Annotated in this window: 18 protein-coding genes and 1 riboswitch; of the genes, 15 read left to right on the forward strand and 3 right to left on the reverse strand. The window is 33.6% G+C overall.

The genetic code is table 11. From position 1 onward, the window contains the following. Positions 1-580: replication initiation factor domain-containing protein (locus KTF99_RS07155; protein WP_254210105.1), on the reverse strand; the 580-nt coding region annotated here is incomplete at its 3' end. Positions 581-1,126: 546 nt separating this feature from the next. Between KTF99_RS07155 and KTF99_RS07160 the strand changes: the two genes are divergently transcribed. The 6 genes from KTF99_RS07160 (at position 1,127) to KTF99_RS07185 (ending at position 5,704) form a co-directional block, all read left to right on the forward strand. After that, a complete protein-coding gene (locus KTF99_RS07160) occupies positions 1,127-1,798 on the forward strand; it encodes a helix-turn-helix domain-containing protein (protein ID WP_002322214.1) in 672 nt (223 codons plus the stop codon). 310 nt (positions 1,799-2,108) lie between these two features. Further along, positions 2,109-2,588 carry an MGMT family protein gene (locus KTF99_RS07165; protein WP_002322212.1) on the forward strand — a complete coding sequence of 160 codons (480 nt, stop codon included), beginning with the start codon at positions 2,109-2,111 and terminating at the stop codon, positions 2,586-2,588. A 307-nt stretch (positions 2,589-2,895) separates the two neighbouring features. Then, positions 2,896-3,390, forward strand: coding sequence for a trimethoprim-resistant dihydrofolate reductase DfrF (dfrF, locus tag KTF99_RS07170; RefSeq protein ID WP_002322211.1), 495 nt, complete (start codon positions 2,896-2,898; stop codon positions 3,388-3,390). A gap of 83 nt (positions 3,391-3,473) precedes the next feature. Next, positions 3,474-3,869 carry an SRPBCC family protein gene (locus KTF99_RS07175; protein ID WP_010775277.1) on the forward strand — a complete coding sequence of 132 codons (396 nt, stop codon included), beginning with the start codon at positions 3,474-3,476 and terminating at the stop codon, positions 3,867-3,869. 26 nt (positions 3,870-3,895) lie between these two features. Then, positions 3,896-4,216 carry a TfoX/Sxy family protein gene (locus KTF99_RS07180; RefSeq protein WP_004612621.1) on the forward strand — a complete coding sequence of 107 codons (321 nt, stop codon included), beginning with the start codon at positions 3,896-3,898 and terminating at the stop codon, positions 4,214-4,216. A 489-nt stretch (positions 4,217-4,705) separates the two neighbouring features. Next, complete coding sequence (locus KTF99_RS07185) at positions 4,706-5,704, forward strand: C45 family autoproteolytic acyltransferase/hydolase (RefSeq protein ID WP_029480146.1); 999 nt, start codon at positions 4,706-4,708, stop codon at positions 5,702-5,704. A 233-nt stretch (positions 5,705-5,937) separates the two neighbouring features. Here the strand turns inward: KTF99_RS07185 and KTF99_RS07190 are convergent, their stop codons facing one another. Then, positions 5,938-6,759, reverse strand: coding sequence for a formamidopyrimidine-DNA glycosylase (locus KTF99_RS07190; RefSeq protein ID WP_029480145.1), 822 nt, complete (start codon positions 6,757-6,759; stop codon positions 5,938-5,940). A gap of 164 nt (positions 6,760-6,923) precedes the next feature. Next, entirely contained in the window at positions 6,924-7,373 is a 450-nt protein-coding gene (locus KTF99_RS07195) for a GNAT family N-acetyltransferase (protein ID WP_003537594.1), read from the reverse strand. Between the two features lie 96 nt (positions 7,374-7,469). Between KTF99_RS07195 and KTF99_RS07200 the strand changes: the two genes are divergently transcribed. From KTF99_RS07200 to purD, 9 genes are all read left to right on the forward strand, one after another. Beyond that, the gene (locus tag KTF99_RS07200) at positions 7,470-8,510 is read left to right on the forward strand and encodes a CapA family protein (RefSeq protein ID WP_029480141.1); all 1,041 of its coding nucleotides are present in this window, start codon (positions 7,470-7,472) and stop codon (positions 8,508-8,510) included. Between the two features lie 96 nt (positions 8,511-8,606). After that, positions 8,607-8,909: a hypothetical protein gene (locus tag KTF99_RS07205; protein ID WP_003537596.1), complete on the forward strand. Its 303-nt coding sequence runs from the start codon at positions 8,607-8,609 to the stop codon at positions 8,907-8,909. A gap of 62 nt (positions 8,910-8,971) precedes the next feature. Further along, a riboswitch (ZMP/ZTP riboswitch) is annotated at positions 8,972-9,051 on the forward strand. Between the two features lie 190 nt (positions 9,052-9,241). Further along, a complete protein-coding gene (locus KTF99_RS07210) occupies positions 9,242-10,912 on the forward strand; it encodes a formate--tetrahydrofolate ligase (RefSeq protein ID WP_008791638.1) in 1,671 nt (556 codons plus the stop codon). 48 nt (positions 10,913-10,960) lie between these two features. Then, positions 10,961-11,449 carry a 5-(carboxyamino)imidazole ribonucleotide mutase gene (gene purE, locus KTF99_RS07215; RefSeq protein WP_003537598.1) on the forward strand — a complete coding sequence of 163 codons (489 nt, stop codon included), beginning with the start codon at positions 10,961-10,963 and terminating at the stop codon, positions 11,447-11,449. Between the two features lie 21 nt (positions 11,450-11,470). Further along, positions 11,471-12,172 (forward strand): phosphoribosylaminoimidazolesuccinocarboxamide synthase, encoded by a 702-nt coding sequence (purC, locus tag KTF99_RS07220; protein WP_003537599.1) that lies wholly within the window; start codon positions 11,471-11,473, stop codon positions 12,170-12,172. Between the two features lie 16 nt (positions 12,173-12,188). Beyond that, entirely contained in the window at positions 12,189-13,214 is a 1,026-nt protein-coding gene (purM, locus tag KTF99_RS07225) for a phosphoribosylformylglycinamidine cyclo-ligase (RefSeq protein WP_003537600.1), read from the forward strand. Further along, on the forward strand, positions 13,208-13,801 hold the full coding sequence (gene purN / locus KTF99_RS07230) for a phosphoribosylglycinamide formyltransferase (protein ID WP_003537601.1): 594 nt from the start codon (positions 13,208-13,210) through the stop codon (positions 13,799-13,801). Before purM ends, purN begins: the two co-directional genes overlap by 7 nt. A 1-nt stretch (position 13,802) precedes the next feature. Further along, positions 13,803-15,326 (forward strand): bifunctional phosphoribosylaminoimidazolecarboxamide formyltransferase/IMP cyclohydrolase, encoded by a 1,524-nt coding sequence (purH, locus tag KTF99_RS07235; RefSeq protein WP_003537602.1) that lies wholly within the window; start codon positions 13,803-13,805, stop codon positions 15,324-15,326. 18 nt (positions 15,327-15,344) lie between these two features. Then, positions 15,345-16,595, forward strand: a complete 1,251-nt coding sequence (gene purD / locus KTF99_RS07240) for a phosphoribosylamine--glycine ligase (protein WP_009300242.1) — start codon at positions 15,345-15,347, stop codon at positions 16,593-16,595. Positions 16,596-16,602 lie beyond the last annotated feature (7 nt).

Here is a 16,602-nt window from a genome sequence, read left to right on the forward strand (position 1 = left end):
CAAAAGCATGAGCCTTATCATCACGCAGTTGCATTTCTGTCCGTTTCCAACTGCCGACTTCATCAAGCGTCTTATTATGTTTTAAACAGACTTCCTTATCCTTATCATAAAAGCGGTAGGATAATCCAGATTTTCCAGCACCGATATAAACAGTCTTTGCGGTGTCGAAATCGTCAAACTTGCTTTCATCAAAGTGGTAGCCCTCACTATTGGAGATAAATTCCTCTTTTTCGCATTTCTTCTTTATCTGCTCTATGGTAAAAAATGGCTTTTCGTTCCTATCATCAATGGCAATATCAAGTCTTGTGAAATGGAAGTTATCCAGTCCGTATCTTCGCTCGCAACGTCGGAACATATCCCCAAAGGTATAATTCCTACTGTCGAGAATACGGAAAATATCATCACAACCTCTGCCGGTCATAACAAGATAACAGCCTAACCCTTGTGGGTTGTCCTCTGTTTTTCTTGCGTCCCCCGATACATAAATATCTCCAATCTGCCAGCGTGCTTGATAGGTCTTGAATTTAACGCTTGCCGAATAGACATTGAAAATGTCAGTCGGTAAACCTAAAATGTGCATGATAACATCTTCTGCGGTTGCAGTATCAAATACAATGCTGATGTAATCAATCTTAACGGATAAATTTTTGTGTGTAGTTATAGTGCATTACTCCTTTCGTATGCCCCGTTTTTTTGCGGGGTAAAAATAGCGTTTTGTCCTTTATTTATCACAGTTTCTAGGTACTATGACATGTATGCGCAGGGCGGTGTTACATATACGCCCTCTGCGAACGCCGAAAGGCGTTCCTTTCTTCCTGTGCCTGTCCCGTTCTTAACGCTCACGAGCCTTGTAAGGCTCGTGGCTAAACGGAACAGCCCCAGTCAGAAACCTTATTTTCGGTCTGATAGTCCATGCCTATTCATGCTATCAAAGTGAAAATATATCTTTTCTATGCTTACTCAAGCGTGTGATTGACCCTAGCGTGCTTAATCACTCTATCTGATACGATAATAACGCCATTAGAATTACTTGTCAAGAAGTTTTTGTTGACTTTTAGATATATATTAAGTATGATATGCTTATAAATACCAAGAAAAGCAACGAAAGGAGTGATTATACTAAGTCATGGAGCATTACGAAAAGAAAATCAGTTTCTTAGGAGAGAACATACAGACCATAAGAAAGCATAGAGGAATGAAACAACAGGAACTTGCGGACAAAATCGGTATCAATATGCAGAGCCTTTCCAAGATTGAACGTGGCGTGAATTATCCTACCTTTGATACGCTGGAAAAGATAATGGACGTGCTGGGAGTAACACCCAATGAATTATTGTCGGGAGAATGGAAGTATATTGACCACACCGAGCCCTATATCATGGATATTATCAAACGGGAACAAGACTTCAATGTTTCCTTAGATTACCTGTCTGAAAATGAATTTTTCGATGATGAAAAAGAATGCACATTTTACAAGGCATATAAACTCATACAGTATATCCATAACTACATTACCAATGAGGTTACGGAGTTGGAAGAACTTATGGAAATCAAGCAGTTGATACAGCGTCAAAAACTGGAACGCATGATAAAAGTACATAAGGAAATGCGAGGGTTAGACCGATACAGAGAACAGCCCAAAGAGTATAAATACCATGACCCTTATGATGATTGGATATTTCGTCAGCTTGCGGATATAGACAACAGAAACAACATTCCCGACACTTCTCCACAAGTAGACTTCAATGAAGCAGACTATGAAGATTATCTAAAGGCGAAATGGAACAGAGGTCTTTAATTTCCTCTTGCATGGAAGATACAGCAAACAAAAAGCCCAGTAAAGAGTGCAAAGCACCACCAATGGTGGCAAGGCTCTTGACAGGGCTTTTTCTTTTCTGTTGTGGGGTAATCAAGAGGAAGAAAGAAAAAGTGTGCATTTTTGTTCCATAAATGCTAAGGGTATGCTGATTTTTATTGTGGCGGATATATGGAACTGTTATAATATGGATATGAAGAAAGCGACAAATTTGAAAGTGTTAATAATTTTCAAACAGCCTCATTGCATGGAAATAAGAAACAGACTATCCTTAAAGTAGGAGGTGGCACAAATGGCAAATGAAGATAAAAAAGATTTTAATGCTATGTTGCATGATAGTAAGGATATGCCAAAATTTCAAATTATCATAGACCAGAAAAGTATTGAGAAATATGGTGGAAACAAAATGTATTTTGCTCCCCCGATTGACTATGACAAAGTAATGAAAAAAGTTCCGTATGGTAAAGTGATTACGGTTGGAAAAATACGAGAACACTTTGCAAAATTGAGTGGTGCAGATTTTACAGAGCCGATTACAGCGGGTATATTTGTTTCTATTGTAGCGTGGGCGAGTTATCAGCGTTCCGAAGATGAAACACCCTATTGGAGAACATTAAAAGCAAACGGAGAATTAAATGCTAAATATCCAAATGGTATTGAAGCACAGAAAGAAAAATTAGAAGCAGAGGGACATACCATTATTCAAAAGGGGCGTAAAAATATACGATACTATGTAAAGGACTATGAAAATTCTCTTTTTGATTTGAAATAGGCAAATTCTATTTCACAATTTCATATCTCTATACACAAAGCAGTTAGTCTTAGGATTGACTGCTTTTTTCATACCTAAATTTCAGATTGGAGTGATGAAATGGTGTTTGTTAGAGCTGTTCAGTAAGATTATCGGTGCATAAAATTTTATTGTGGTGCAGATATGAAAATGATATAATGTGGATATGAAGAAAGCGACAAACTTGAATTTGTCGAGCTGGTTAGTTCGAGATAATTTTGAGTTTGTTAAGATGTGGTGCACTTGATGGAATCACAGGTACGACATCATATTATGGAGGATGAAATAGATGATAGGTTTGATTGTTGCGAGGTCAAAGAATAATGTTATAGGCAAGAATGGTAATATACCATGGAAAATAAAGGGAGAACAAAAGCAATTTAGAGAGTTAACAACGGGTAATGTGGTTATTATGGGGCGAAAGTCTTATGAAGAAATCGGTCATCCGTTGCCTAATAGAATGAATATTGTTGTTTCCACCACAACAGAGTATCAAGGAGATAATTTAGTTTCAGTTAAATCATTAGAAGATGCATTATTATTGGCTAAAGGACGAGATGTATACATATCTGGTGGATATGGACTATTTAAGGAAGCTTTGCAAATAGTAGATAAAATGTATATCACAGAAGTAGATTTAAATATTGAAGATGGAGATACATTCTTTCCAGAATTTGATATCAATGATTTTGAAGTTTTGATAGGGGAAACACTTGGTGAGGAAGTGAAATATACGAGAACATTTTATGTAAGGAAAAATGAATTGAGTAGATTTTGGATTTAGGGTGTTTTCATAAATATATTGCTTTTTATGCATATATAAATTGTTGTAAGACAAATTCCAGTTTGAAAAGGGGAAATGAAAAAGTGGCAATTTCAAATATAAATACAATTATTAGTAATGATATTCAAAAAGTTTGGAACATTGTTTTAGCTGTTGATAAATATAACTCATGGCGAAGTGATTTGAGCAAAACAGAAATAATAAATGACAAACAATTTATTGAATACACAAAAAATGGATATGCTACTACATTTACCGTTACCGTTGCAGAACCATATAAACGCTGGGAATTTGATATGGAGAATAGCAACATGAAAGGTCATTGGATTGGTGTTTTTATAGACAAAGGGAATGAAACACAAATAGACTTTACAGAAAATGTGATACCTAAAAAGTGGTTTATGAAACCTTTTGTAAAAACCTATTTGAAAAAACAACAAAAGCAATTTGTTCTGGACTTAAAGAAAGCATTGGAATAATAAAATTCAAGATTGGAGGGTTGGAAATGGCTTCAAGTAAAGATTATTTACAATTTGTTTTAGAACAATTATCAGAATTACAAGAAATAACATATCGTGCAATGATGGGAGAATTTATTATTTATTATCGTGGAAAAATCGTTGGCGGTATATATGATGATAGGTTACTTGTAAAACCAACAAAGTCTGCAATTTCTTATATGCCGACAGTTACTTATGAAATTCCATACGAAAACGCCAAAGAAATGTTATTGGTGGAAGAAGTTGATAATAAAGATTTTCTGACGGGGTTATTTGATGTGATGTATGATGAACTACCAACGCCAAAACCTAAAAAGAAAAAATAAACAGCTTCTAGTTTACAATTTCATATCCATATACACAAAGCAGTTAGTTTTAGGATTGACTGCTTTTTAAAAAGACACCATTTAGGTGTAATGATGTCTTTTGGGTGTTATTTTATAGGTCATATCAAGGCTCATTCAATCGTGGTAAATTCGTGGTAAAATGAGTTTTTTCTATACTTCAAAATACTTGAAAGTATAGTGTTTATGCGGATAATCGAAAATTAGATATAAAATTTATATTAAAGTCTTTAATAAATAGTAGTTTTCCTAAACGTACGTTAGCTATTTTGATTTTAGTTTTTAATTGCTCCGCTATCTCTTTTTATCATAGGAGTGATTATATTTGCCTTTAAATAGATAATTTCATGATTTTTAATAAGTAAAACGGGTAATTGATTTAATAAATTTAATTCATTGACAATAAAATTTTATTGATTTATGCTTGGATTATGAGTTACCGGTGGCTCTTATAAAAAGGAGCGAAAAATTATGTATCATTCAAGATTTAAAGGAGAACATTATCAGATTGGATTTAAGTGGGGGAGAAATTTATTAAAACATAAGCAACTGTTTTTAACTAATGTACCCTTTGAAATTACTTTAGAGCACTATGATTTTGCTTTACAATGTTTACCGATTTATCAAAAATTTTTCCCAGAGATTATTGAAGAAATAAGGGGAATTGCTGATGGACAAAAATGTTCATTTAAAAGTATTTGTGCTGTTTTGTTGAGTATGTACTGCATTGTTTCAGAAGTACATTGTTCTTGTTTTGCTTTTAGAAATGAAAATGAAATCTTATTTGGAAGAAATAGTGATTTTTTAACAAAAATTGAAAAACTGTATACTAATTGTATATATCAATTTACTAATGATTCATATGCGTTTAATGGCAACACTACAGCGTGCGTTGAGATGGAAGATGGTATCAACGAGTATGGTTTAGCAATTGGATTAACTGCTGTTTATCCGACTGTAAAACAACTGGGGCTAAATGCCGGAATGATGCTGCGGCTATTTTTGGAGAAGTGTAAAACAGTTGATGAAGTAATTCAATTGTTGAATACATTACCGATTGCTTCAAGTCAAACTTTTACACTGGTTGATACTGGTGGTGATATTGCATTGATTGAGTGCAATAGTAAACAAATTAAAATCAATAGAAATAATCAGAATGCTTTTGCAACTAACTGGTTCTTCAGTGAAGCAATGCGGGAATATAATAATCATCTTATTGATAATTGGCAAGCTCAAAAGCGCTATCAAACTATCAAAGAAGCGATTTTAACTGATAAAATCAACGATTTTAATGATGCGGCTGCTTTATTATCAGGTAGGTATGGTTATATTTGTCAGTACGATCGAAAAACAGGAAAGGATACAGTTTGGTCGGTCATATATGATGTGAAAAATAAAAGGATTTTTCGAGTTGAAGGAAATCCTTCACGAAAATCCTTTATGGAAGATAAAAGATTTAAGTTCAAGTGATTAGATGAATGCTATAACTGATTGAAAATAAACAGGTTTTTATTTTGATTTAAACAGAAAGATAAAAAAGTAGATGAAAACATGATATGATGATTCCACTAAAGTAGACACACGAAATAACCAAATGGGTATCTATGGAGGTGGGAGCATATCACTAAGTTAGCCGGGTTAAAAATTTTATTTGTTTTGTGTATCTACCTGACAGCCCTTGGATTAATTTCTATCTTACTTTTTTATTTTTGACAATTAGGACAATAATAGATACTACCACCTAGATATTGTTCTTTTTTTATTTCACAGTGACAGATTGGGCAACCACTTTTATAAGATTTAGCGCATAAGATAGTTTTGTAACCACCAGAATTTCCGTATATATCTTTTTCACTGTCTCGACCGTGGTTTTCGACCATCTTTGTTAGAGTTCTAATAATCGCATCATATAAATTTTTTATATCTTGTTCATTTAATGTCTTAATCCTTCGTTTGGGAAAGAGTTTGGCATTAAACATAATATCTTGAGCAACACCATTACCAATCCCTAAAATTCTTTGCTTAGTTGCTAAAAAGGCTTTGATACTGAGTTTTTCAGTTTCATCAGTAATTAATGTTTTAAAGTAATTAAGAGTAAATTCTTGATCTAAAGGACCAATACTGGTTAATTCTGTTTGATAATATTCATTATTTGATCCTGTTATTTGATCAAAAAGTCCAATAAAACAATACATTGATGTTGTTACATTGATGAAACTTTGATCAGCAAAAGTAATTAGTAATTTGCTTTTTTTTAATTTAGTTGGTTTTTGGTAGTAGCGAATATTAGCGCCGTCACGAAAGGTTAAACGGTAATTCTCAATTACTATTTCAACATAGTAATTTCGCTTAATAATACCTGTTACTTTTTTACCAACTAATAATTCCTTGTATGAATTAGGATTTCCTTCATAAAAAGTAAATTTATGATCAGTGTAGTTACCCCCGAGATCAATTATAGTCTTACCAAGTATTTCTTTTTCCAAGTCATCAGCAATTGCATATGCTTCAGGAAGTTCAATCATCTTTCTCACCAGCCTTATATTAATATTCTAACATAGATACTGATTTAAAAACATCATAATAAATAAAAAAGCAAAGTGTTTAGATGATATGATTCCCTCTTAAATAGATTTTGGTTATTTGCCTTGGCTATTTAAAGATAATTATATCAAATATGTCTTTGCTCTTAATTTAAGCCTTGTCGACTTTTTTTAAAATACATTAAATCGGTTGCCTGCATTCCGTTTTCAATTATCTTATTAGGATAATAGTCAATAAAGAAATTTTCAATCCGATGACTATAAACATATCCTAAACGTGTATAAAAAGTGATATTTTCAAGACTGGAATTTGCAGTACCAACTAGAAAAGTATCATATGAATTGTACGTTTCTTCAATAAATTTGATTAATGCTTTGGCATAGCCGTGACCACGATGTTCACTTAATGTAAGGAGATTTTTGATTTCAACTTCGCCATCAATTATTTCTACTGCAATGAATGAAACTGGTTCGTCTTTTAAATAAAAGCCATACAGAGCGCCATTTTCTAGGTAATCTCTAACTAAATTAATATTAGGATCACTTTCAGTTAAAAGGTGATCATAATCCATTTTATTGTTTATTTCTTTTATCATTGTTTTCACTTCCCAAGATGTATTATAACAAAGTTTTATCTAATGTAAAAGAATCTAATTATATGATATACTAATGGACAAAGGAGTGCAGCAAAGATGAAGAAAATATTAATTTGTTTGATGATGTTACTTTTAGTGGTTGGCTGCTCATCATCGAATCAAAAGAATAAAAAAGAAGAAACAGTCAAGAAAGAAGAAAAAACAGAAGAAAAAGAGCCTGTCAATACTAGTATTAAATTAAATTTTGCAGGGGATTGTACATTGGGAAATTATGCAGGACAAGCTTATGATGGATCGTTTAATCAAGAGTATGCCAAACAGGGAAATGATGCTACATATTTTTTTAAGAATGTCAAAAATGTTTTCGAAAATGATGACCTTACAATTGTTAATCTTGAAGGCCCATTGACAAGTGCGACTTCACATGTAGAAAAACAGTTTCCTTTTAGCGGACCAAAAGAATATGTTAATATTTTAACTAGCGGTAGTGTTGAGCTGGTCTCTATTGCCAATAATCATTCAGAAGATTATTATGAACAAGGGATGACGGATACTAAGCAAGTACTTGATGAAAAGGGAATTGGCTATTTTGGCTATGAAACGTCATGTGTCAAGGAAATTAAAGGAATTAAAATTGGCTTTTTGGGGTATCGTTCAATGTCTTTATCAATGAATAACGAAAAAGGGCGTGCAACAATTAAAGCAGCAATCAATGACTTGAAAAATAACCAGGGAGCTAATGCCGTAGTCGTTTTTTATCACTGGGGAATTGAGCGGGAATACTATGCGAATAGTGATCAGCGTGAGTTAGCAAAATTTTCAATAGATAGTGGTGCGGATTTAGTTATGGGTTCACATCCGCATGTTGTTCAAGGAACAGAAGAATATAATGGAAAACAAATCGTTTATTCATTAGGAAACTTTTGTTTTGGTGGAAATCGCAATCCTAGTGATACAGATTCAATGATTTACTCAATTACAATGAATTTCACTGATGGTGTTTATACTGGAGATAGTCACGAAATTATTCCTTGTTCAGTTACCTCGGTTAAAGGACGAAATAATTATCAGCCAATAATTTTAGAAGGTAATGAAAAAGAGAGAGTACTAACTAAAATACAAAAATATAGTTACTAGAAGATGGGATAAAACCATCTTTTATTATAAAATAATATATATAATATTTGTAATCTCATTATATTATCTTTATAATTAACATAGAAGGTGATAATTATGAAGCGCAAATTAGTATATTTTCTTTATAGTGGTTATATTGTTTTCTTGGTTGGCTTATTGGGAAGCCGTTTTGCTAATAGTATCAGTAAAGGTACTTTAAATATTATCTGTTTATTTATTTTTATTGGTGTTTTAGCTTTTTGTTGTGGTGGTTTTGTTGGTTATCCAACTCGTCAAATTGATACAGAACAGACCATCAAAGATAAGTTAGAAAGCCGTGATGATGCTATTTTAATCAAAGAGTTGTTTATAATGATAATTCCGTTAGTAATTATTTTTATTATCAATTATTTTTGTTGAGTTTAAAATGCGACAATTTTTTTGTAAATGCTTGAATCTTGAATCAATAAATGATATTATGCAAATAGTTATACGACTGACGGAAGTGGAATTAACCACAGGGAGTATAATCATGTAAGAGCCGACCGTCTGGGCAAGAGTCTGGACGAGTGTAGGCTCTTTTTTAATTCTTTGGTCAAATTGCTTGTTTTGAGGGCGAAAAGAGTGGTTTTAAAACAACTGTACTGGTTGAGAAAAAAGCCGAAATATGATATAAATTAGGTGTATTTTTGTTTTGATTATTGGTGACCTTAGAATGTTTATTTAAAAATTATATTTGAAAGGGTGGCGTTATGTTAACTGATGTTGAAATTGCACAAAGTGCAAAGATGAAACCAATTAGTGAGATTGCTAAAAAGGTTGGTTTAGAAGATGATGATTTAGAATTATATGGTAAGTATAAAGCCAAGATTGCACTTGAGGCGATTAATCGGCTGGAAAACAATCCTGATGGAAAATTGATCTTGGTTACTGCAATTAATCCTACTCCAGCTGGGGAAGGTAAGACGACAACGATGATCGGATTGTCTCAAGCCTTAAATAAGTTAGGAAAAAAATCAGTTGTGGCAATGAGAGAACCATCTTTAGGGCCATGTTTTGGGATCAAAGGTGGAGCTGCCGGTGGAGGATATGCACAAGTAGTTCCAATGGAAGATATTAATTTACATTTTACTGGTGATATCCATGCAATCACTGCTGCTAATAATCTTATTGCGGCAATGCTTGATAACTCTATTCATCAGGGAAATCCTCTAAATATCGATGTACGTAATATTGTTTGGAGAAGAGTTGTTGATTTAAATGATCGCGCTTTACGTAATACTATCTGTGGTCTTGGCGGAAAAGTCAATGGAATGCCTCGAGAAGACGGTTTTGATATTACTGTCGCTAGTGAAGTAATGGCAATTTTATGTTTGGCAACGAGCCTTGAAGATTTAAAAGAACGAGCAGGTAAAATGATCGTTGCTTATGACTATGCTGGAAATCCAGTCACAGTAAATGATATTGAAGCAACTGGTGCAGTTACTTTATTATTAAAAGACGCAATTAAACCAAACTTAGTACAAACATTAGATCATACGCCGGTCTTTGTTCATGGGGGACCGTTTGCTAATATTGCTCATGGATGTAACTCAGTGATGGCAACTAAATTAGCTATTAAATTAGGTGATTATGCAATTACAGAAGCAGGATTTGGTGCTGATTTAGGAGCAGAAAAATTCTTAGATATAAAATGTCGTCAAGCTAATCTTGATCCTCAAGCAGTTGTGATCGTTGCAACTGTTAGAGCGCTAAAAATGCATGGTGGTGTTGATAAAAAAGAGTTAGGCACAGAAAATCTTGAAGCTTTAGCAAAAGGAATTAAAAATTTAGAAAAACATATTGAAAATATTGCGAAATATAACCTGCCTTCGGTGGTAGCAATCAATGCTTTTCCAACTGATAGTGAAGCAGAGTTGCAATTATTAAAAGATACATGTAATAAAATGGGTGTTGATGTAGCTATTTCTAAAGTATGGGAAAAAGGTGCTGATGGGGGAATCGAGCTTGCTGAAAAACTATTAGAAATCTTAGATACTAAAGAAGCTAATTATCAACCATTATATGATTTAAATTTATCAATCAAAGAAAAAATTGAAACTATCGCGAAAGAAATCTATGGTGCTGACGGAGTAGCGTTTGATAAAAAAGTATTAACAAAGATGAAAAAGTACGAAGCACAAGGATTAGCTGATTTACCAATTTGTGTAGCTAAGACCCAATACTCTTTATCTGATCAACCGACGCTGCTTGGTCGCCCTAGGGGATTTACGATTAAGATTAATGATCTTATCCCATCTGCTGGAGCAGGATTTTTAGTAGCTATCTCTGGAAGTATTATGAGAATGCCAGGATTACCAAAACGTCCGGCAGCGGTTAATATGGACATTGATAAAGATGGTAAGATAGTAGGCTTATTCTAAAAGTGACTCATTGTCACTTTTAGTGGTTTAAAAAGAAAGGAAGAAATTATGAAAGTAGCAATTATTATGGGTTCTACAAGCGATTTAAGTAAGGTTGAACCAGCAATTGGAATTTTGAAAGACTATGGTGTTGAAGTAAATGTAAGATGTCTTTCAGCTCATCGGGCACATTTAGGATTAAGTACATTTATTAAAGAAACAGAAACTGATGGAACCGAAGTAATTATTACAGCGGCTGGAATGGCAGCAGCTTTACCTGGAGTTGTCGCTTCTCAAACAGTATTGCCAGTTATCGGGGTACCAATTAGCGGGGCTACATTAGATGGTATGGATGCGTTACTATCAATCGTTCAAATGCCTTCAGGAATTCCTGTGGCTACTGTGGCAATTAACGGGAGCAAGAACGCTGCATATTTGGCGTTACAAATCATGGCAATCAAACATGATAAGATTAAAGAAAAGTTATTAGCATATCGTAAAGATATGGAAAAGCAAGCAATGAGTGCTAATGAAGAAGTTATTGCAAAATATAAATAAAAGATAAGAGGAGAAATCAAAATGGCAGAATTATTATATGAAGGAAAAGCAAAACAAGTTTACAAAACAGATAAAGAAGATGAATATTTGATTCATTATAAAGATGACGCAACTGCTGGAAATGGTGTAAAACATGATCAGTTTGAAGGTAAGGGAGTTTTAAACAATACAATTTCTTGCATTATCTTTGATATGTTAGAAGAAGCAGGAATTAAAACTCATATGATCAAGAAATTAAATGAACGAGATATTTTAGTAAAAAAAGTTGATATCTTCCCATTAGAAGTAATTATTAGAAATATTACAACAGGGTCTTTTTGTAAAAGATTAGGAGCTCCTGAAGGAATCGTTTTAGACGAACCAATTTTTGAATTAAGTTATAAAAATGATGATTATGGTGATCCATTGATTAATGAAGATCACGCAGTTGCCTTAAAACTATGTACAAGAGAAGAATATAATTTTATTAAACAAGAAACATTAAAAATAAATGAATTATTAAAGGAATTTTTCTTAAGCTTAAATTTAAAATTAGTTGATTTTAAAATTGAATTTGGGAAAACACCTGATGGTCAAATCTTGTTAGCTGATGAAATTTCTCCAGATTCTTGTCGTTTATGGGATGTTGAAACTAATCAAAAATACGATAAAGATGTATTTAGACAAGATATTGGTGATTTAATCGAAACTTATAAAGCAGTATTAGCAAGAATGCAAAAATAATAAAGGAGATTAAAAAATGGATTACAAAAAGGCTGGAGTAGATATTGAAGCAGGATACAAATCAGTTGAATTAATGAAAAAACACGTTAAGGAAACAATGCGTCCGGAGGTTTTAGGTGGTCTTGGTGGTTTTGCAGGAGCATTTGATTTAAGTGCAATCAAAGATATGGATGAACCTGTTCTTTTATCAGGAACTGATGGATGCGGAACAAAAGTAAAACTTGCTTTTGTAATGGATAAACATGATACAATTGGTATTGATGCAGTTGCAATGTGTGTTAATGATATTGCCTGTTCAGGTGGAGAACCATTGTTCTTCCTTGATTATATTGCGTGTGGAAAAAACTATCCGGAAAAAATTGCGACGATCGTAAGTGGGGTTGCTGAAGGCTGTAAACAATCTGGTTGTGCTTTAGTTGGTGGTGAAACAGCGGAACATCCTGGATTAATGCCTGAAGACGACTATGATCTAGCTGGTTTTGCAGTCGGGGTGGTTGATAAAAAAGATATTATTAATGGTGAAAACATTAAACCAGGTGATGTTTTAGTGGGAATTGCTTCAAGTGGAGTTCATAGTAATGGATTCTCATTAGTTCGAAACGTATTTGAGATGAATAAAGAAACCTTAGATACATATTATGATGAACTTGGAAAAACATTAGGCGAAGCCCTAATTGCACCAACTAGAATTTATGTAAAAGCATTAAAAAATGTTAAAGATGCTGGGGTAAGAATAAAAGGCTGCTCTCATATAACTGGTGGTGGTTTTGATGAAAATATCCCAAGAATGTTACCCGATGGAGTAAAAGCAGTTATTAAAAAAGATAGCTATAAAGTACCCGCAATTTTTGATCTGATTGCTAAAAAAGGTGATATTGCAGAGGAAATGATGTATAACACATTTAACATGGGATTAGGTATGGTCATTGCGTTAGATCCAGCTGATATTGAAACTAGTATGGCGGCAATTAAAGCAGCAGGTGATGAATGTTATATTATTGGAAGTATTGAAGCAGGTGACAAAGGAGTGCAATTATGCTAAAAATTGCTGTCTTTGTTTCTGGGGGAGGAACAGACTTGCAATCGGTCATTGATGCTGTTAAAAATAACAGCATCAATGGTGAAATTGCAATCGTTATTTCTAATCGTAAGAATGCATATGGACTTGAACGTGCAAGACAGGCAGGAATTGAAACTGCTGTAGTGCGTAAAGATGATGAATTAATTGTTAAAATGTTAAAAGAACGCAATGTTGGTCTAGTTGTTTTAGCGGGATATTTAGCGATCCTTACGGATGTATTGATTGATGCTTATCCTAATAAAATTATTAATATTCATCCTTCATTGATTCCATCATTTTGTGGACCAGGGCATTATGGAATGCATGTTCATGAAAAAGTTTTAGCGCGAGGGGTAAAAGTGACTGGTGCAACAGTTCATTTTGTTAGTAGTGAGGTTGACGGAGGACCGATTATTCTTCAAGAGGCGTGCAATATTGATGATTTAGATAATGCTGAAGATATCCAAGCACGGGTATTAGAAATTGAACATCGCATTTTACCTAAAGCAGTTGCTTTATTTTGTGATGGTAAAATTATTGTTGAAAATGAAAGGGCTAAGGTGATTTAAAATGAAAAGAGCATTAGTTAGTGTTACTAATAAAGATGGTATCGTTGATTTTTGTAAAGGCCTAGTAGATTTAGGTTTTGAAATTGTTTCCACTGGGGGAACGATGGCTAAATTACAAGCAGAAAATGTACCATGTATTGCAATTGATGATGTAACCGGATTTCCTGAAATCTTAGATGGTCGAGTTAAAACTTTACATCCAAAAGTTCATGGTGGATTATTATTCCGTCGTGATCTTCAAGAACACGTTGACACAGTTAAAAAAATGGACATCCAACCAATTGATGTGGTTTGTGTTAATTTATATGAATTTGAAAAAGCGTTAAAAGCTGGTAAACCGATGGAAGATATGATTGAAAATATCGATATTGGGGGACCATCGATGATTCGTTCAGCAGCAAAGAATTTTAAAGATGTTTTAATCGTTACCGATCCTGCTGATTATGATAACGTCTTAACTGCAATCAAAGATAAAACTGATGATTTTGATTTTAGATTAAATCTTGCATATAAAGCATTTTCAACTACTGGCGCTTATGATGCGATGATTTCTCGTTATTTTGCAGGTGTTGTAGGGGATGATTTCCCAGATACTTTAAACATTTCCTTAAAGAAAACGGAACATTTGCGTTATGGTGAAAATTCTCAACAAAGAGCTAACGGCTATGTTGATCCATTTGTGCAAGAAACTTTATTGGATTATGAACAATTACACGGTAAAGAAATTTCTTTCAACAATGTTAATGATTTATATGGTGCTATTGCCGTAGTACGTGAATTTAAAGATCAAATTGTTACAGCTGCGATTAAACATTCAACTCCTTGTGGGGTAGCGATTGGCAAAGATGGTTATGATTCTTATATGAAAGCTTATGAGGCTGATCCTCAAAGTATTTTTGGCGGAATTGTAGCAGTAAATTATAAAATCGATAAAAAAACGGCTGAAGAAATGCATAAGATCTTCTTAGAAATCGTAGCTGCACCTGACTTTGATGATGATGCTTTAGAAGTATTGAAGAAAAAGAAAAATTTACGAATCTTAAAACTTAAAAATCTATATGCGCGTGAAGCTAAATATGATATTAAATATTTAGAGGGTAAAGTTTTAGTTCAAGATATCAATACTGAAATGATTAAAGAAATGAATTGTGTAACAACTGCCAAACCTACAGAAGCTCAACTTAAAGATATGGAATTTGGTATGCGGGTCGTTAAATTTGTAAAGTCAAATGCTATTTGTATCGTTAAAGATGGTGTTACATTGGCTGTTGGTGGTGGACAAACATCAAGAATCTGGGCTTTAGAAAATGCGATTATCAATAATAAAGATAAAGATTTTAAAGGTGCAGTTCTTGCTAGTGATGCCTTTTTCCCATTTAGCGATTGTGCTGAGGTAGCATATAAAGCTGGAATTGGAGCAATCGTCCAACCAGGGGGATCGGTTCGAGATCAAGATTCAATTGATTTCTGTAATGAGAAAGGTATCCCAATGGTATTTACTGGATACAGACATTTTAGACATTAATAGAAAGGCCTAGAATATATGAAAGTACTTGTAATTGGTAGTGGTGGTCGTGAACACGCCATTGCGTATAAATTGAATCAAAGCAGTAAGGTAGATAAAATCTATGCGATTCCAGGGAATCCGGGAATTGCTAAAATTGGTGAGTGTATTGATGGTAAGGTTGAAGATAATGAAATGATCGTTAATTTTGCTAAAGAACATCAAATTGATTTAACTGTTATAGGACCAGAGGTACCACTTTGTAATGGTCTAGCAAATGATTTAGAGGCAGCCGGGTTAATGGCTTTTGGGCCAACTAAACATGCAGCTACATTGGAAGGTAGTAAAGCTTTTTCAAAAGACTTTATGATTAGACACAGTATTCCAACTGCTAAATATAAAGAAGTTAATAGTTATGATGAAGCCGTTAAAGCAATTAGCGAATTTGATTATCCGTTAGTTATTAAGGCTGATGGTTTAGCAGCAGGAAAAGGAGTCGTTATTGTTGACAACCATGAAGATGCTACTGTAACTTTAAAAGAAATGATGATTGACGGAAGTCTTGATGGAGCAGGAAGTAAAGTTGTTTTAGAAGAATTTTTAACCGGATTTGAATGTTCACTTCTTTGTTTTACAGATGGAGAAACAATTGTTCCAATGGTAAGTGCTAAAGATCATAAACAAATTTTTGATGGGAATAAGGGTCCTAATACTGGTGGTATGGGAACTGTTTCACCAAATCCATTTATGCCAGAAGGTATGGATGAGGTAATTAAAAGAGATATTCTTGATCCTTTTATGCAAGGATTAAAAGATGATAATATGGACTATCGCGGTGTTGTATTTATTGGTTTAATGATTGAAGATGGTAAAGCGAAAGTATTAGAATTTAATGTTCGTTTTGGTGATCCTGAAACACAATCAATTATGCTTCGCTTAGATAGTGATCTATATGATATCATGGTTGGTTGTGCTACAAAAACTTTAAAAGATGTTGAAGTTAAATGGAATGATCAACACGTTGCTTGTTTAGTTCTTTCAAGTGGAGGATATCCAGGTAATTATCAAAAAGGAATTGAAATAGAGAATATTGATGACTGTGATGACTGTGTTGTTTTCCATGCGGGGACAGCAATCAAAGATGGAAAATTAGTTACTAATGGTGGTCGGGTCTTAAATATTTGTGCTACAGGAGTTTCATTAGATGAGGTTCGTGAAAAAGTTTATGCGGTAGCAAAAAAGATTGATTTTGAAGGCAAATATTACCGAAGTGATATCGGACTTAGATAGGGGGATG

The sequence above is a fragment of the Erysipelatoclostridium sp. MSK.7.34 genome, assembly GCF_019041935.1.
Taxonomy (GTDB): Bacteria; Bacillota_I; Bacilli_A; order Erysipelotrichales; family Coprobacillaceae; genus Thomasclavelia; species Thomasclavelia ramosa.